The organism is Streptomyces sp. NPDC005151 (assembly GCF_053599875.1).
Genome location: NZ_JBSFYR010000003.1, coordinates 56,600 through 73,300 on the forward strand (window position 1 = coordinate 56,600; position 16,701 = coordinate 73,300).

The following is a 16,701-nucleotide window of genomic DNA, read 5'->3' on the forward strand; positions in this document are numbered from 1 at the left end:
GCGACACGTACACCTCGTACACCGTGAACTCCTAGGACGCACGCAGCACGTAACCGGAACGGAACACCATGCCGCACCTCGCCTTCGACATAGGCTTCTGCGCCCAGCTCAGCAAACTCCAAGGCACCGTCAAGCAGGGGGTCTTCGATGCCTGGGAGAAGTTCGAGCGCCTCACCCTGGACCAGCTCTTCAAGGACCAGGGTCTGAAACTGGAGGCGCTGAAGCAGGCCAAGGACCCGCAGATCCGGACCATCCGCATCGCCCAGGGCACCCGCGGCGTCGTCCTCGCCCCGGACCGTGGCGACACCTTCGTCCTGCTGCGCGTGATGCCGCACGACAAGGCCATCGCCTGGGCGATCAAGCAGAAGGCCAGTATCAACGCGGTCACCCGCGCCGTCGAGATCCGCGACATCGCGATGCTCGACGAACTCGCTCCCGCCTACGAGCGGATCGCCCCCGCACCCGGCCGGCGGCTGTTCTCCAAGGTCTCCGACGGCGACCTCACCGCCCTCGGCATCGACGAGACCACCCTCCGCCAGGCCCGCGCCCTCACCAGCAAGGAACAGCTGGAGGTCTTCGCGCCCTACTTCCCGCAGGACCAGCGGGAAGTGCTGGAGTACCTCGCCGAGGGCTTCACCGTGGAGGAGGTCTGGCGCGACCTGGTGTCCGTCAACCTCCCCAGCGCCTCAGCCGAACCGGTGGATACGACCGACTACGCGACCGCCATCGGCCACACCCGCACCCGTATCGCTCTCATCACCGCCTCCGACGAGCTGCGCGACATCCTCGACAAGCCGTTCACGGCCTGGCGGGTCTTTCTCCACCCCTCCCAGCACAAGGTCGCCTACCGGGCCAGCTACTCCGGACCGGCGCAGGTGACCGGCGGCCCGGGCACCGGCAAGACCGTCGTCGCCCTGCACCGCGTACGACACCTGCTGACGTTCCTGCGCGACGGCGAGCGCATCCTGCTGACCACGTACACCAACGCTCTCGTTGCCGCACTGCGCAGCGGGCTCGCCGCCCTCGTCGAGGACGAGGAGCTGCGCGACCGCGTGGACATCACCACCGTCGATGCCCTGGCCAGCCGGGTCGTCTCCACGTCACGCCGGCCGCTGAGGGGCGGCGAGGAGGAGACCCGCTGGGAGCAGGACGCGCGCGCCACCGGCTTCACCGGCACCGCCCAGTTCCTGGCCCAGGAGTACAAGCACGTCGTCCTCGCCCAGAGCCTGCGGAGCCAGGAGGAATACGAAGTTGCCGACCGGCGTGGGCGAGGCAGCCGCCTCCCGGCCGCCGAACGTCCCCCGGTGTGGCGTACGGTCCAGGAGTTCTCCGACAGGCTCGTCGCCGACGGCCTGCGCACGTATTTGGGAACGTGCGCCGAGGCTGCCGACCTGCTCGAAGCGAAGGGGCCCCTGTACCGGCACATCGTCGTCGACGAGGCCCAGGACCTGCACCCCGCCCAGTGGCAGCTCCTGCGCGCTGCTGTCCCCTCGCGTCCCGACGACCTGTTCATCGCCGGGGACCCGCACCAGCGGATCTATGACTCGAAGGTGTCGCTCAAGGCGCTCGGTATCAAGGTCGCGGGCCGCTCGACGAAGATGCGGAAGAACTACCGCAGCACGCACGAGATCCTCAGCTGGTCCACCGCACTGCTCGTCGGCCGCCCCATCGCACAGCTGGAGGACGACGACCGCAACGAGACCCTGCTGGGATACCGTTCCGCCCTCCACGGCAGCGGTCCGGCCGTGCACGCGGCCGGGTCGGAGGAGGCCGAACTGGACGCGCTCGTCGCACAGATCCGCACGTGGACCGAGGCCGGTGTCAGCCCCGGCGAGATCGGCGTCAGCGCCCGCTTCAACAAGACCTGCGCCAAGGCAGTCGAACGACTGACGGCCGCCGGCATCCCCGCAGCACAGTTGCGGTCCGACGCCTCCGAGGACGCGCCCACCGTACGCGTCGGAACGATGCACTCTTTCAAGGGGCTGGAGTTCCGGTGCGTGGCCGTCATAGGCGTGCACGACGGGGCGCTTCCCTACCCGGGCGCTGTGACGCCGGCCGACGTGGACCGCCTCCAGCACGAGGCGGATCTCATGGCCGAGCGCTGCCTGCTCTTCGTCGCCTGCACCCGGGCCCGCGATGGGCTGTACGTGTCCTGGTGGGGAGAGCCGAGTTCGTTCCTGGTCGAAGCGGGAGCGGCCTGAGGTCATACCGGAGGGGCATACCCGCGCGGGTATGCCCCTCCGGACACCTGTCATGTGATGGCGTCCTCCGCCCGCATTCCGGCCGGGATGTAGAACGAGTAGTACGCTGGTGTCATGAGCGACAACAGGGATGTTCCTCTTCGGGAGCTGAATCAGCAGACCTCGCGCATCATGGCCCGCGTCGAGGCCGGGGAAACTGTGACCATCACCAAGGACGGCGTTCCCATAGGGGACATCGTTCCCCGGGGCTCCCGCCTGGGGCGGCCCTCGTATCCCTTCCGTACCGACCCCATGGGTCCGCTGGACCTTCCCGACCTGGGTGGGCCCGTGCTCACCGACGACGAGGTCGACGAGACGCTGCGGGGCATGGGTGCGGTCGATGAGTGAGATTCCGGTCGCGATCGCCGACACGAACGCCCTGTACCGCCTGTTCACGCCCAAGGACCCACACCATGCCGCGCACCGAGATGCGCTCAGTGCCATGGGCCACCTTGTGGTGTCGCCGATGGTGCTTACCGAACTCGACTATCTGCTGACCGCCCGGGTCGGTGCCGGTGCCTCGATGAACGCACTCGACTTCGTCGCTCGCCAGGTCGAGGCGCGGCGCTTCGAAGTGCCCGAAGTGGCACCGCATCTGCGCAGCGCCATGGCGGTCATGCGCGGGTACCAGGACGCGGACGGCGGCCAAGGGGTGGGGCTGGCTGACGCGATGAACGTGGTGCTCGCCGCCGCATTCCAGACCGCTGACCTGTTCACCACCGACCGGCACTTCCGGATGATGCGGCCACTCACCGCCCATGGAGCGTTCCGGCTCCTGCCCGACGACCTCTGAGGGCGGACCCGAAGCGGCCGGACCTGCTCCGCCGGCCACGCAGGCAGGCGGAGCTCTCCACCCTTCACGTAGCGATGCGCTCACTCGCCTCGCGCAGATCGCGCTCCACGGCCCGGTGGTACGCAGAGTCCGGCTCCCCCGCCGCGCTGCCGGGCCGCCCCACCCGTAGCAGCTCACGCCACCGTTCCTGGCTCCAGTCGGCCGGGGCCGTGGTGCGCACGAAGGCCTCGACCAGGGCCCGGAAGCGCGCGGGATCGCTGTGGAAGGGGAAGTGGCCCGCGCCGTCGAAGATCTCCAGGCGGCTGCCGGGCATCGCCGCGTGCGCTCCGTAGGCGTGCCGGACCGGCATTACGCTGTCGCGCGATCCCCACAGCAGCAGCGTGGGCATGCCCTCGGTCAGATAGCAATGGATGTCAACACCCGTGCCGCAGGCCGGCTGCACACGCTCTCCCAGTGCGGGCTGAACGCGCCGTGGGCCGCCGTGCGCCTGGCACTGGGCGACGATCCCGGCGATCTGACCCCGGACTTCCTGGGAGCGGACTACGCGGTCGTCGCGGGTCCGCGCACACTGCGTCCGGTGGCGCTGCCGCAGCAGCGGACGGACTCCACCTCCGCGGCTACAGCAGCGGCCGCCGCTGTGTCGCTCTGACGTCCCCTTCGGCATCTCAGCGGGGATACCGCAGGGGGTTTCCCCTCAGGGGCCCCTGGGGGGAAACCCCCAATGAAGTCGGGGATTAACCCGGTCGCTCGGACGACGCCCGGTCCGTAGGTTCTGGGGTGGAATCGGAACACCGTTCCACTCAGCCTACGGAGGCCCCTCGTGACCGCCCCTTCGCGCCCGCAGACGCGCACTCTTCATCCGCTCGTCGCGGCCTTCGTGCGGTTCGTCGTGTGTGGTGGCGGTGTCGGGCTGGCGTCCAGCGGGGTACTCGTACTGCTCAACGACCGGATGCCGATGGCCGTTGCCAACGCGCTGGTCACCGTCGTCTCCACGGTCATCGCCACCGAATTGCACGGGCGGGTCTCCTTCCGCAGCGGGCGGAAGGGGTGGGGGGTCCATCTTCAGTCCGGGGTGACCGTCGCCGTGAGCTACGCGTTCACGACAGGGGCACTGTTCTGCCTGTACGCCGTCCGGTCCGAGCCCTCGGCCCTGGTCGAGCAGACGGTCTATCTGTCGGCGTCCGCTCTGGCGGGCATCGGACGGTTCGCGCTACTGCGGGTCGTCGTCTTCGCCGATCGGGCCCCCGAGCCCGACGCCTCGCTCAGCAAGGCTGCGGTGGCGATGGCTGCGTGAGGTCGCAGCCTTCCGGAATCGTGGAGTGCGTCGCTGCGTAATTGGCACCTGGCCCCGCGGCCTTCGCTGCTTCCTCGGCCTCGTTCTCGGCGGCATCAGTGCCGCCGCCTGCCGCCCCTGCCCCTGCCGCTTGCGCCCGGTCGGCGCCGCTGATGGCTGCGGCCGAGATGCGCGGCCGGCCGCCGACGGGCCTGCTCGGCGACCGTCCTCAGATCCGCCAGACCCGCCTGGTCGGGGTGACCGGATGCGAGAGCGGCCTCAAGAGCCTTATGGGCAGAGAGTTCCTGGCCTCCCAGGATTTCGAGCAAGCCTTCGGGGCCCGCTGTCTCCAGCAGCTGGAGCAGACTCTCGGCGACCATGACGAGGCTCTCGGGCTCGTTGAGGTCCTCGGCACCGAGGACCTCCCGGCGCACCAGGACACTCAGGGCAGTGGGGCCGAGGAGCGGGTCGCCGCGCAGGCCGCGCAGCAGGGCCTCTCCGTCCGGGTACGCGTCGACGAGTGCGTCCAGCATGGCTTCGGCGCGGGTACGGAACGGGGTCGCGCGCACCGCATCGGTCAGCTTCTGCAGCGCCTCGGCAGAGCTCTCCCGGGCGGCGACCCAGGCAGCGAGTTCGGTGCGGGCGGCGTCCGGGTCGTAGTGCTCGGCGATGACACCGAGGAGCCCGGCGGCGGGGGCGTGGGCGAGTTCACCGACGCGCGGGGCATCACGCCCCTCGGCGAGCAGCCGACGGCGTACGGAATCGTGGCCGAGGGCGGTGAGACGGATCAACTCGACGGGCCCGGTGGTCAGTTCCGCCCGCTGCTCCTTGCTCCGCTCTGCGGCATCCTCGCTCTCCCCGTGTCCACCGGCGACGACGCCGAAGAGCTCGGCGAGCTCCGGCGGCATCCCGGCGGGTGGCAGCACGGACTCCTCGAGCGGTATGTCGAGGAAGACCGGGTCGGCCATGCCCTCGTGCCGCTTGATCGCGCCCAGGTCCTCCAGCACGTCCAATGCGGTGCGCAGATCACGGTCCGCGTGTCCGAGTTCCATCTGCCAGGCGTAGTGCCCGGTCAGTTCGTACTCGGCGCGGTAGCACAGGTGCAGCGAGTCGCGCAGCCGGGGCCAGGGCATGGCGTGCGGCAGGCTGTAGAGGGTGTTGAGAACATCCTGCACGGTGTCCTCGAAGCTGTCGAAGAGCATCGACTCGACGTGTCGGCCGCTGCGGGCGCCCAGGAGTGGCACGCGCAGCTCGGAGAAGGTCTCGAAGGCGTGCCGCCACAGCGCGAGCGGGTCCTTCAGCAGGGGCTGCGCCTTGGCGACCGCGTACAGCCGCCCCTTGACCACCCGTACCAGCCGGGCCTTCTTCGCCCACTCGACCGCAAGCCCCAGCCGCGGCAGCTGCGTGGAGGAGCGCACCGTATCCACCGCGTCGCCTGTCCCCAGCTCGGCGACGAGGGCTCGCGCGTCCGCCATTCGCAGGTTGCCCGTCGCGGTGAGCACGCGCCCCTCGGGGCCCGCCCAGTCGGCGATCCCCCGCAGCCACCGCAGCGCGCGGGACGTCTCGGCGCGTGCACGCAGCTCCTTCTCCGCGGGCAGCAGGACCGGCAGCTGCGGTTCGGCGCGTGTCACTGCTGCCGGGCCGCGCGTCAGGTGGTTGCGCACCACCTCGTCCAGTACGTCCTGGTCGTACGGCACCTCGCCTTGCTGAGCTTGCTCCACGAAGCATTGAAGCGCCGCCGGATCCTGGACATCGATCCCCTGCTCGGCTGCGGTGACCGCCCAGAACTTCGCCATTCCCCAGCGGCCGCGGTCAGCCATGGCGGGGGCGTACCGCGGCGCGAGGTTCTCGACCGCAGCAAGGTTGTCGGCCGACGAGGCCCCGCGCGGGTCGCTGAGGCCCATCGCATCGAGGTAGCGCAGCAGGGCTGCAAGCGTGCCGGGCGCATCTGCCAGTTCTTCGCCGGGCAGCACGGTGGCCGTGCGCGGCAGCCAGTCCAGCAGATACTCCTCGATGTGCCGGGGCTCCCACAGCCCCAGCCGCCCGTCGCAGGTACCTCGGTGGCGATAATCGAGCGCCGTCTCGACGACGAACGGATCCACGCTCTCACCGTGCTCGCGGGCCCACTGACCCATCCGGCGGATCAGCAGCGAACGCGCTGCCTCGTATTCCTCGGTCTCCTCGGGCGCGAAGAACATCCTCATCACACCGGCCCTGCCTGTCCTGTCGTACGGCCGCCGTCCCACAGCATGCCAGCGGCCCCGGGCCCGGTGAAGATCACGGTTCCGCGGGACCAGGCACTCACTATTGAACCGTAACCGGTCCGCCGGCGGCCGCAGGGGGCTGACGGGGGGACGAGATGGTTCTGCGCTGTCGGCAACGGGTCCCCGTTGGGTTCAGGGCGCTGTGAAAAGTGCCGGGAAGCGGGAGCGAAGGCTTGGCGCCAGGTGAGTGAGAATGCGACGCCGGGCGATGGCGCCCCACGGGTCGCAGCGGCCGGTGGGTCCCGGCGACCGGACCGGGTCGGGCGGCGAGCGCGTGCCCGCCGTGTCGATTCCGCTCTTCGCCGCCGCCTCCTCGCACTGTGCGACGGCAGTCGGCGCACTATGCGCCGCGCCGGGGCTGGGGATGCCATGTCTCGGTGCGCGGCCATCTGCGGCCTCGGCCCGCGGCCCGCACGGGTGCCCGGGTCGTAACACCGGTCCTGCTGGACGTGAACACGCGTCCCGCCGACGGCCTCCACCAGCTCTCTCAGTGCGGCCTGAACGCCCCCTGGGCCGCCGTGCGGCTCGCCCTCGGTGAGGAAGCCGGCGAGCTCGAACCTCGGTTGCTGGGACCGGACTACGCCGTCGTCGCAGGACCGCACCCGCTCCGCCCGGCTCCGCTGCCGCGCCACCGGACAGTCTCCCCGGTACTGCAGCCCACAGCCCCGACCACGCCCACTCCCTCGCCGGCGACCTCGCCCACCCCCACACCCTCCGAGCCGGAGCGTGCCGACGCCGCGCTACCGATCAGCTGAGGGCCTCCCGAGCAGCGAGAATGGGATTGCTGAGGTCCTTGTTCCCGCTCCCGCCGGAGGTACATGCCAGGTGGAAAGCGCATCGGTTCCCACCCGCGTATGCGCGTTGAACCCCGATCCTTCGTGACGGTGCGGGAGCGGGCCGACGGTGTCGGCCCGCTCCCGCACGGTCAGTCGCCGACCGGGGTGCCCGTCACCTTCAGGTGACGGACGCGGCCCGCGTTGTCGAAGGATCCGAAGCCCACCCGGCCCGAGGCGAAGACCGGGTCGGTGGCCGTGATCAGCGGGTTGCGGCTGCCGTCCAGGTAGACGGCGGTCTCACCGGTGTCGGCGCAGTGGGTGAGGCGCACCTTGTGCCATCCGTCGTCCTTGATCGCCGGAGATGCGCCGAAGGTTCCGTTCCACTGGTCGTCGATGCGCAGCCGGTCGGCGTCGTTGACGGTGAACATACCGTTGTGCGGGTAGATGGTGTTGTCGCTCGACAGATGCGCGTACTGGAACCGGGTGTCCGACTGATAGTCCCAGATGAGAATGACGTCACGGTTGGTGATCTCGACGGGGGTGTCGATCCGGACCTCCGCCTCGACGGTGACGGAGGAGTAGCGCGGGCCCGCGGTCAGGACGGCGTACTCGAAGGGGCGCCGCGGTCCCGGGCGGGCGACGCCCGGCTCAGCCAGGATCGTCTCGCGTTCGGTGTACGCCCACTTGGCCGGGGTGACCGGCGCCCAGTTGTCGGGCCCCGTGGTGTGGGTGGTGGGGGTGTTACCGATCTCGCAGTCGGCGAAGGTGCGGGTCCCGGTCACCTTCCAGACCTTGCCGTTGGCCTTCGAGACGATGTACAGGCCGCCGCTGCGGTCGGAGCCGAAGCGCAGGTCGACACGTTGGTCACCGGCGAGGTCGCGCATGGTGACCGTCTTCCCGGTGGACTTGTCGAAGAGCATCAGCTGCTCGAGCGGCGCGAGGTCGGCGCCGCGGTGCATGTCGCGGGTGTCCGCGGCCAGGATCCGGCCGTCCACGAGGTCACCGAAGATGTACTTTCCACGCAGCGCCGGCGCGTCCTTGCCGCGGTAGACGAAGCCTCCGGCAATGGCGCGGCCCACATCGGACCGGCAGTTCCAGTCGGGTCCCGGGTCGTGGTCGTAGGCGGCGACCGGGTAGGTGTAGTCGTACTGGGCGTCGTCGGCGGGGAGGGGGAGGATGCGGGCACACGGGTCGGTGGTCTTCTTGTCGAATGCGAAGGGGCCCTCGCGCTCGCTCCAGCCGAAGTTGTCACCGGCCTTGACCTCGTACACCGACTCGATGGCGTGCTCGCCTATATGGCCGAGATACATACGGTGGCTGCCGCCCGCATCCCAGCTGAAGCGGTGCGGGTCCCGCATGCCTATCGCGTAGATCTCCCCGAGCGAACCGGGCTCACCGACGAACGGGTTGGACGCGGGGATGCCGTACCGGCCGTTGGCGCTGTCACGGCCCGCGGGGTCGATCCGCAGAAGTTTGCCGTGCGGGAGCGTCAGGTTCTGCGGCTCGCTGTTGCCGACACCCTGCCCTCCGTCGCCCACCGCGAGGTAGAGAAGGCCGTAGTCCTCGTCGTGGGGCCTGGCCGTCGGATTGAAGTCGATCTGCTGAATGCCGTGGACCTGGCCACTGAAGCCGATACGCAGCACCTCGCGACGGGTGCCGTGGAAGACTGCGGCGGAGGGGTCGTCGGCGGTCCACTCAGTGATGATGCCGTGATAGGTGGGCGTGCCGGCCTGCTGGTAATCGGGAGTCTCGGTGGCCTGCGAGGCGAGCTCGGTGTGGATGGTGTAGAAGCGCCCGTTCGCTCCGAACTCCGGGTGGAATGCGGCGTACCCGAAGCCCTGACCGAGACCGCGGCCCGAGAAGAAGTGCGGGAATGCCGCCTTGACGTCCAGGTAGGGGTGCGGGGTGCCCCCGGAGGTGCGCGTCGCGGCGCCGGGGTCGGTGAGGTACAGGGTGCCGTTGAGGTCGGGGGTCGCCATCCGGCCGGAGCCGTCGGGGAGTTCATTGATGGTGTTGATCCGTGCGTGGCGCATCAGGCGCGGATCCGTAGGCGCCGGGACGGGTTCCGACTTGGGGAACTGCGCGAACTCCTGCAGGACGAGTCCCGTCCTGGACTGGACGGGCTTCTGCGGAATGGGGTCGGTCAGGGCGGCTGTCGCCGCGGCGGGCTCGTCGGCATGGGACGGCGCGGCGAAACCGCCCAGGGCGAGGGCTGCGCTGACGGCCACGGCCGCCAAGTTCCTTCGATATGTACGTCGTGACGCCATGTGGGTCCCTTCGGTCCGGCGCGACAAACAGGCAGGGAAAGAACGATCCAGGGACGACAACGGTCAGCGGCCCCCCGTCATGCGCCGGTACTCCGCCGCCACCGCTCCGGCCGGCACCGGGCGGTCCAGGAACAGAAGGTCGTCCATGCGGCAGTCGCAGGCGTTGTTCTCCCGGGTGTTCTGGGGGAAGCTTCCGCCGATCTTGATGCCGCGGGGATCGGTGGGCGAGGCGCGGTGGGGCGCCGGCGTGGTGGCGAGTTCCCAGGGGTCGCCCGGCGTGACGTAGAAGCCATCCAGGGGCTTGCCGTCGCGGTAGAGGGCGAGGGTGCCGTCGCGGAAGTCGAACGTCGCGGCCAGGTGGACCCATTCACCGCGGGGCAGCAGTTCTTCCCAGGAGGCGTCGGCAGCAAAAGTCTGGGAGGCGCCGCTGTCCAGGCGTCTCCCCAGCGCGACCAGCTTCAACTCGCCATTGACCTGGATGAGTTCGAGGAGCGCACGCACCGCGTGGCCGTCAGAGGTTCCGGACAGTACGCCGGCCAGCCCGATCGCGTTGTAGCGGTCGCTCGGGTTGGCCGTGTTGGAGTTGAGGGCGGGATTGTCGCCCGTCATCTTGAACCAGCCCATGACGGTGGCACCCCGGGCACTGCGGAAGGCCCCGAGGGACGACATGCCCTCGGCGTCCCAGGCCCCGGCCTTCCAGTCGTCGTTGCCCGCGGTGGCCGGGTTCTGCTGACGTACCTGCAGGGCGGGCGAAGCGCCCGGGTACGCCTCGTCGGCCACGCGCATCGCGGAACCGCCGTTGATCAGGCTGAGCGCGGTGCCGGAGCGCCCGATGTCCTGCTCGCGACCGGGATCGGCGGGGTCCGGGTGTCCGAAGTCGTACGCCGCCACAGCCTGGGCTCGCAGCGGAGTGTGGGCGGTTGACGGGCGGGCCGCGTGGGCCGGAAACGTGGCGGCGGCAAGCGAAGCGGTCGCGGCGAGTGCGGCGACGGCGAGTGAGTAGCGTCTGGTGCGGGGCGGTGACATACGGCCTCCCAGCGGCAGCGAAGGGACAGTCGACCGGGGTCTCCCGATCGACAGAAAGCGCTTTCGTCCGTGTGCGGGGACCATGTAACCCCTTCGCCGCGACCCTGACAATGGGCGTGTACTCGCCAATTTCTTGGGCGTCCTTCGGCGGCGGCGCGGGCCTCCTTGCGGACAAGGACGCAGACCGCGAACGGCCCATCGGGGCACAGACGCCACCGGCTCACAGCGGTTTACGAGCGGCTCGCCCCGAGTCCGGGCGGGTACGACGGGTGGGTGCAGCGGTCCGGTGGGCGACCGCGCCGGTGCCGGTTCGCCGCCGGACCGCACCACTCCCCGGCCGCAAGTCGGCGCGGAAATCCGCCAGTTGCCCACGGGCCCTTCGCGGCCTTGACCACGCCCCGGGTAGGCTCCGTGGACCGGCCGCGGCGATGGTGACGGCCTCCGCGCCGACGAAGGAGAAGATCACCACGACGATGCCGGAGAAGACGGGTCCGACGTCCCAGATGCCCCTGCTCCGGCACCGCACGGACCCGGCGCAGACCCTGGTCGACCTCGAACTGCAGACCCTCGGCCTCCGCAGCGTCGGCTGGCCGCCGGGGCTCCCGCCAGGGGCGGGATCTCAGGCCGTGCCGGTGTGCCGACGAGCGCGACAGGAAAGTATGGACAAAACTAGATGGCGTCATCCATCTCGCGCCCCACGTCTGGAGGATGCTTCGTGCTCTCGGACAAGTCCCGGCCAGTCGTCACTGCCACGCTCCCGGTCGTCGCCGAGCACATCGGTGAGATCGCCCAGCGTTTCTACCGGCACATGTTCAGCGAACATCCGGAGCTTCTGGACGGTGTGTTCAACCGCGGCAACCAGGTCCACGGGGAGCAGCAGCAGGCGCTGGCCGGTTCGGTGGCGGGGTTTGCGACTACCCTGGTGGAGACCCCGGAGCGGGTACCCGAGTACTTGCTCTCCCGGATCGCGCACAAGCACGCGTCCCTCGGCATCCGCCCCGACCAATACCAGGTCGTCCACGACAACCTGATGTGGGCGATCGTCGACGTCCTGGGCGACGCGGTCACCCCGGAGGTCGCCGCGGCCTGGGACGAGGTCTACTGGCTGATGGCCAACGCCCTGATCAACCAGGAACGCGGCCTCTACAGCGCGCGGGGCGTCAGGCCGGAGACGGTGTGGCGGAACTGGCAGGTGGTGCGGAAGGTCCGCGAGACCGCCGACGTCCTCACCTTCGTGGTCAAGCGGACCGACGACCGCCTGGTGAAGAGCTCGCTGCCCGGCCAGTACGTCACGGTGCGGATGCGGATGCCCGACGGGGTGCTCCAGCCGCGCCAGTACAGCCTGACGCGGGCCGACGACGGTGAGCACCGCCAGTTCTCGGTCAAGCGGGTTGGCGGCGACGGCGAGCCCGACGGTGAGATGTCCACGCTCCTGCACGACTCGGTGGGCCTGGGCGACACGCTCACGCTGTCGGTGCCCTACGGCGACGTCGTGCTCGACGACTCCGGGCGGCCGGTCGTGTTCGCCAGCGCAGGCATCGGGATCGCCCCCATGGCCGGGATGCTCTCCCACCTCGTCGCAGCTCAGTCTGGCCTGCAGGTCATCCTCCTGCACGCCGATCTCGACGAGGCGTCCTTCGCCCTGCGCCGCCAGGTGGTCAGCGACGTCCTGGCCCTGCAGAACGCGCAGCTCTACGTCTGGTACGAACAGGACGCCCGAAGCCACGAGCCGGTGAACGGGGTCTTCCAGGGGCAGATGGACCCCACAGCGGTCGACCTGCCCGAGGACGCCCTGTACTACCTGTGCGGCCCGCTGCCGTTCATGCAGGCCGTACGGAGCCGGCTGATCGAGCAGGGCGTCGCACCCCGCGACATCCAGTACGAGGTGTTCGGCCCCGACCTGTGGCAGGCCGACCTGGACTGACCCGGATATCCCCGGACCTCGATGGTCACGATTGTCCGGCCGGAAGGGACCGGTGCCGCCGACCGGTGCGAACCACTGAGTTGACGGGGTGCGCATCCTTGTCCTGGGCCGCCTCAGCGATAGGCGGCCTGACCGGTGAGGGCCTGCCCGACGACCAGCGTGTGCACCTCGCTGGTGCCCTCGTACGTGAGCACCGACTCGAGGTTGTTGGCGTGCCGCAGCGGCGAGTACTCCAAGGAGATGCCGTTGGCCCCGAGCACGGTCCGGCATTCGCGGGCGATGGCCAGTGCCTCCCGTACGTTGTTCAGCTTGCCCGCACTCACCTGCTCGGGTCGGAGGGTGCCGAGCTCCTTGAGCCTGCCGAGGTGCAGGGCGAGCAGCGCCGCGTTGCCGAGGGAGAGCGCCATGTCGGCGAACTTGCGCTGGGTGAGCTGGAATGCGCTGATCGGCCTGCCGAACTGGACGCGCGCGTCGGCATAGTCGATGGCCGTCTGCAGGCAGTCACGGGCGGCGCCGACTGCGCCGAAGAGGATGCCGAACCGGGCCTCGTTCAGGCACGAGAGCGGGCCCCTCAGCCCCTGGGCCTCGGGAAGCCGGGCGGAATCCGGCAGCCGTACGTTGTCGAAGTGGAGCTCGGAGGTGATCGAGGCCCGGAGCGACATCTTCTGCTTGATGTCGCTCGTGGTGAAGCCGGGCGTGCCGCGAGGCACGAGGAAGCCCCGCACGCCGTCCTCGGTCTGCGCCCAGACCGTGGCCACGTCGGCGATGCCGCCGTTGGTGATCCACATCTTGGAGCCGTTGAGGATCCAGTCGCCGCCGTCGCGGACGGCACGCGTACGCATCCCTGCCGGGTCACTGCCGAAATCGGGTTCGGTGAGGCCGAAGCAGCCGATGGCTTCGCCCGCGGCGAGCCGGGGCAGCCACTCCTGCTTCTGCTCCTCGGACCCCCACTTGCGGATCGAGTACATGGAGAGTGAACCCTGGACCGACACGAAGCTGCGGAAGCCGGAGTCGGCGGCCTCGAGTTCCAGGCAGGCGAGCCCGTAGCCGACGGCACTGACACCCGCGCAGCCGTAACCCTCCAAGTGCATGCCGAGAACGCCCAGCTTGCCGAGTTCGGGGGCGAGTTCGCGAGCGAAGTGCGCGTTCTCGAACCACTCGCCGATGTGCGGGCGTACCCGGTCGGCGAGGAACTTGGCGACCGTGGCCTGGATTTCGCGTTCCTCGTCGCTGAGCACCGAGGCGATGTCCAGCAGGGCGAGGGGGTCCTTCATCGGCTTGTTGCCGCTCATCATGTGCTCCTGGGAGGGTTGTACGAAGGTGTGAGTGGTGGTTGGGGCCGGTTGCAGCGGTGGCCGGGTCAGCTGTCGAGCCAGTCGGCGATGGAGTCGGTGTGCTCGCCCAGCCGGGGCGGGCGCCGTGCGTAGTGGACCGGGGTACGGGACAGCCCGATGGGGTTGGCCACGAGGTTCATCGGACCGTCGTGCCCGCCCTCGGCCTCGGCGCCCGCGTCGTCCGGGGTGACGCGGGGCGCAAGCCCCAGCTGTTCGGCCAGGTCGAAGGCCCCGGCGAGGTCGTTCACCGGACCGCACGGCACGCCGAGCGGAGTGAGGAGCTCGAACCATTCGTCCGCCGCGCGCCGCCGGAGCCGTACGGACAGCTCTTCGGCGAGCGCGTCGACGTGGGCCACCCGGTCGGTGTTGGTGGCGAACCGCGGATCCACGGCCAGACCGGCCGCGTCCAGGCCCCGGCACAGCGCGGCGAACTGCCGGTCGTTGCCGACGGCGACGACGAGTGGCCGGTCCGCCGTCTCGTAGACCTCGTACGGGGCGATCGACGGATGGCGGTTGCCGAGGATGCCCGGCACCTGTCCGGCCAGTGTGTAGCCGGCGGACTGGTTGACCATGCCGGACAGCAGCGACGACAGCAGGTTGACCTCGACATGCTGACCCTCACCGGTCGCATCCCGATGACGCAGGGCAGCCATGACCCCCATCGCGGCATGCAGGCCGGTGAGTACGTCGACCAGCGCGACGCCCGTCTTGACCGGTTGCCCGGGGGCGGGCCCGGTGACACTCATCAGTCCGCCGACGGCCTGGATCAGCAGGTCGTAGCCGGGCAGCGCCGCCCCCTTGCCCGCTCCGAAGCCGGTCACCGAGCAGTAGACGAGGCCGGGGTTGAATTCGCGGACCCGCTCGTAGGAGAGCCCGTACTTGTCCATGGTGCCGGGGCGGAAGTTCTCGAACACCACGTCCGCTCGGCGGATCAGCTCCGTCGCCCTGCGGCGGCCCGTCGGGTCGCGCAGATCCACGGCGAAGGATCGCTTGTTGCGGTTGACGGAGAGAAAATAGGTGGCCTCACGGTGCGCCTGTGGCGGGCCCCAGGCCCGGGTGTCGTCGCCGGTCCCCGGCTGCTCCACCTTGATCACATCCGCGCCGAGGTCGGCGAGGAGCATGGTCGCGTACGGTGCTGCGAGAACCCGGCCGAAGTCGGCCACCAGAACGCCGGACAGCGGCAGTCGAGGGACGTCGGTCATCGGGTCCCTGCCCGGGAGGCGCGCAGATAGACCGTGGTGGTCGTGGTGAAGAAGTCGCGGGCAGCACGGCCCTGCTCCTTGGGGCCGAAACCGCTCGCCTTCGCCCCACCGAAGGGCACATGCGGATCGGCGCCCGCGGTCTCGGAGTTGATGTGCAGCACCCCGACGTCCAGGCGCTGCACAGCTGCGGTCACTGCACGCAGGTCATCGGTGAACACGGCTGCGGCCAGACCGAATTCGCTGTCACCGACGAGATCGAGTGCGATGTCGTCGTCAGGTACACGACGTACCACGACGACGGGACCGAACAGTTCCTCGCGCCACAGCGGGTCGTCCCCGGCGAGTTCCACCACGGTGGGCGGCAGAAAGGCGCCGACGGAGCGCTCGTCGTCGTAGGGCCGGCCACCTGTCAGAATCTGCACGCCCGCACGGGCGGCGCCTTCGTCCAACGCCGTCTGGATCGTGTCGCGTGCCCGGTGCGAGATCACCGGTCCCATCTGAACTCCGTCGTCGAGGGGGTCTCCCACCCGAAGTGCGGCGGCGCGTGCGACGAGCCGGTCGAGGAACGCGTCCGCGATGCGCTCGTTCACGATGACGCGGGAGGTGGCGGTGCACTTCTGCCCGGTGGAGCGGAACGCACCTGCGAGGACTTCGGTGACGGCGAGTTCGAGGTCGGCGTCGGACAGCACGACGGCGGCGTTCTTGCCGCCCGTCTCCGTCTGCACGGGCCGGGCGAGACGGCCGCAGGCGGCTATGACGTCGCGGCCCACCGCCGTGGATCCGGTGAAGGTGACCGCGTCGACGTCGGGGTGGCCGACGAGCCGCGCGCCCAGCTCGCCGTCGCCGATCAGCAGCGACAGCACCCCGTCCGGCAGTCCGGCCTCGACGAGTGCCTCGGCCATGCGCACTGCGAGCAGCGGCACGAGTCCGGAGGGCTTCCACACCACGGTGTTGCCGTATCCGAGCGCCGGGGCGATCTTCCACGCGGGGATGGCGACAGGGAAGTTGAACGGGGTGACCGCGGCGAAGACACCCACCGGACGGTGGATCACCTGAATCTGCTCGCCGGGTCGCGGAGAGGCGAAGACCTCGCCGGCCGGCCGGTCGGCCTCCGCTGCGCAGTAGCGGAAGATCTCTGCGGCCCGCCGCACTTCGCCGACGCCCTCGGGCAGGGTCTTCCCCTCCTCCCTGGACAGTTCCTCGCCCCACTGGGCCGCATGTGCCTCGATCACGTCGGCGGCGCGGGCAAGGATCCGGGCCCGGGCGTGATGGGGCGTGGCCGCCCAGTCCGGGAAGACCTTGCGTGCGGCTGCCACGGCGTCTTCCAGGTCGGCGGGCCGGGCCACGTTCCCCACCGCGACGAGCTCGTCGGGGCAGGCCGGGTTGACGTCGACCAGTTCGTCGCCCGCACCGGTGCGCCACTCCCCCGCCACCAGGTGGCGCAGGCGCGGGACTTCCTCTTGCGGAGCGGCGGCCTCCGAGGCGCGGTCACTGCCTGCGTGCTGCTGCATCGGCGTTCCCTTCCGTATGCGTCCAAATGCGTCCGTACGCACCGTCCTGGAGCGCATCGGGATGACGAAGCCGTCATTCTCCGCATGCCGC

12 protein-coding genes and 2 pseudogenes are annotated in these 16,701 nt (G+C 70.0%); 7 read left to right on the top strand and 7 right to left on the bottom strand.

The features are described 5' to 3' along the window. The first annotated feature begins 68 nt into the window (after positions 1 to 68). The 3 genes from ACWD6R_RS03210 (at position 69) to ACWD6R_RS03220 (ending at position 3,033) form a co-directional block, all read left to right on the top strand. Entirely contained in the window at positions 69 to 2,201 is a 2,133-nt protein-coding gene (locus ACWD6R_RS03210) for a UvrD-helicase domain-containing protein (protein ID WP_451817115.1), read from the top strand. A gap of 114 nt (positions 2,202 to 2,315) precedes the next feature. Continuing rightward, positions 2,316 to 2,588, top strand: coding sequence for a type II toxin-antitoxin system Phd/YefM family antitoxin (locus ACWD6R_RS03215; protein ID WP_451817116.1), 273 nt, complete (start codon positions 2,316 to 2,318; stop codon positions 2,586 to 2,588). After that, positions 2,581 to 3,033: a PIN domain-containing protein gene (locus ACWD6R_RS03220; protein WP_451817117.1), complete on the top strand. Its 453-nt coding sequence runs from the start codon at positions 2,581 to 2,583 to the stop codon at positions 3,031 to 3,033. Before ACWD6R_RS03215 ends, ACWD6R_RS03220 begins: the two co-directional genes overlap by 8 nt. 64 nt (positions 3,034 to 3,097) lie before the next feature. Here the strand turns inward: ACWD6R_RS03220 and ACWD6R_RS03225 are convergent. Continuing rightward, a pseudogene (locus tag ACWD6R_RS03225) lies at positions 3,098 to 3,439 on the bottom strand (alpha/beta fold hydrolase); the annotation flags it as partial. On the opposite strand from ACWD6R_RS03225, the pseudogene ACWD6R_RS03230 reads away from it, so the two are divergent. Together ACWD6R_RS03230 and ACWD6R_RS03235 are read left to right on the top strand one after the other, a co-directional pair. Continuing rightward, a pseudogene (locus tag ACWD6R_RS03230) lies at positions 3,434 to 3,682 on the top strand (ATP-grasp domain-containing protein); the annotation flags it as partial. The pseudogenes ACWD6R_RS03225 and ACWD6R_RS03230 overlap by 6 nt on opposite strands. A gap of 171 nt (positions 3,683 to 3,853) precedes the next feature. After that, positions 3,854 to 4,327, top strand: a complete 474-nt coding sequence (locus ACWD6R_RS03235) for a hypothetical protein (protein ID WP_451817118.1) — start codon at positions 3,854 to 3,856, stop codon at positions 4,325 to 4,327. Between the two features lie 95 nt (positions 4,328 to 4,422). Here ACWD6R_RS03235 and ACWD6R_RS03240 read toward each other — a convergent pair whose 3' ends face one another. Then, the gene (locus ACWD6R_RS03240) at positions 4,423 to 6,510 is read right to left on the bottom strand and encodes a hypothetical protein (RefSeq protein WP_451817119.1); all 2,088 of its coding nucleotides are present in this window, start codon (positions 6,508 to 6,510) and stop codon (positions 4,423 to 4,425) included. Between the two features lie 509 nt (positions 6,511 to 7,019). Here ACWD6R_RS03240 and ACWD6R_RS03245 point away from each other — a divergent pair. Further along, positions 7,020 to 7,325: a hypothetical protein gene (locus ACWD6R_RS03245; RefSeq protein ID WP_451817120.1), complete on the top strand. Its 306-nt coding sequence runs from the start codon at positions 7,020 to 7,022 to the stop codon at positions 7,323 to 7,325. 170 nt (positions 7,326 to 7,495) lie between these two features. On the opposite strand, the gene ACWD6R_RS03250 is transcribed toward ACWD6R_RS03245, so the two are convergent. Further along, entirely contained in the window at positions 7,496 to 9,574 is a 2,079-nt protein-coding gene (locus ACWD6R_RS03250) for a PQQ-dependent sugar dehydrogenase (protein ID WP_451817121.1), read from the bottom strand. A gap of 102 nt (positions 9,575 to 9,676) precedes the next feature. After that, complete coding sequence (locus tag ACWD6R_RS03255; RefSeq protein WP_451817122.1) at positions 9,677 to 10,639, bottom strand: LamG-like jellyroll fold domain-containing protein; 963 nt, start codon at positions 10,637 to 10,639, stop codon at positions 9,677 to 9,679. A gap of 715 nt (positions 10,640 to 11,354) precedes the next feature. Between ACWD6R_RS03255 and ACWD6R_RS03260 the strand changes: the two genes are divergently transcribed. Then, entirely contained in the window at positions 11,355 to 12,563 is a 1,209-nt protein-coding gene (locus ACWD6R_RS03260) for a globin domain-containing protein (protein WP_451817123.1), read from the top strand. 113 nt (positions 12,564 to 12,676) lie between these two features. Here the strand turns inward: ACWD6R_RS03260 and ACWD6R_RS03265 are convergent, their stop codons facing one another. The 3 genes from ACWD6R_RS03265 to ACWD6R_RS03275 form a co-directional block, all read right to left on the bottom strand. Then, positions 12,677 to 13,855, bottom strand: coding sequence for an acyl-CoA dehydrogenase family protein (locus ACWD6R_RS03265; RefSeq protein WP_451817124.1), 1,179 nt, complete (start codon positions 13,853 to 13,855; stop codon positions 12,677 to 12,679). A 68-nt stretch (positions 13,856 to 13,923) separates the two neighbouring features. Next, the gene (locus ACWD6R_RS03270; protein WP_451817125.1) at positions 13,924 to 15,099 is read right to left on the bottom strand and encodes a CaiB/BaiF CoA transferase family protein; all 1,176 of its coding nucleotides are present in this window, start codon (positions 15,097 to 15,099) and stop codon (positions 13,924 to 13,926) included. Continuing rightward, positions 15,096 to 16,610, bottom strand: a complete 1,515-nt coding sequence (locus ACWD6R_RS03275; protein WP_451817126.1) for an aldehyde dehydrogenase family protein — start codon at positions 16,608 to 16,610, stop codon at positions 15,096 to 15,098. The genes ACWD6R_RS03270 and ACWD6R_RS03275 overlap by 4 nt, the downstream gene beginning before the upstream one ends. Positions 16,611 to 16,701 lie beyond the last annotated feature (91 nt).

Excerpts from the sequence above, each read along its gene's own strand:
- ACWD6R_RS03240 (WP_451817119.1), bottom strand. The coding sequence starts at position 6,510 with ATGAGGATGTTCTTCGCGCCCGAGGAGACCGAGGAATACGAGGCAGCG.
- ACWD6R_RS03255 (WP_451817122.1), bottom strand. The coding sequence starts at position 10,639 with ATGTCACCGCCCCGCACCAGACGCTACTCACTCGCCGTCGCCGCACTC.
- ACWD6R_RS03210 (WP_451817115.1), top strand. The coding sequence starts at position 69 with ATGCCGCACCTCGCCTTCGACATAGGCTTCTGCGCCCAGCTCAGCAAA.
- ACWD6R_RS03270 (WP_451817125.1), bottom strand. The coding sequence starts at position 15,099 with ATGACCGACGTCCCTCGACTGCCGCTGTCCGGCGTTCTGGTGGCCGAC.
- ACWD6R_RS03215 (WP_451817116.1), top strand. The coding sequence starts at position 2,316 with ATGAGCGACAACAGGGATGTTCCTCTTCGGGAGCTGAATCAGCAGACC.
- ACWD6R_RS03265 (WP_451817124.1), bottom strand. The coding sequence starts at position 13,855 with ATGAGCGGCAACAAGCCGATGAAGGACCCCCTCGCCCTGCTGGACATC.
- ACWD6R_RS03275 (WP_451817126.1), bottom strand. The coding sequence starts at position 16,610 with ATGCAGCAGCACGCAGGCAGTGACCGCGCCTCGGAGGCCGCCGCTCCG.
- ACWD6R_RS03220 (WP_451817117.1), top strand. The coding sequence starts at position 2,581 with ATGAGTGAGATTCCGGTCGCGATCGCCGACACGAACGCCCTGTACCGC.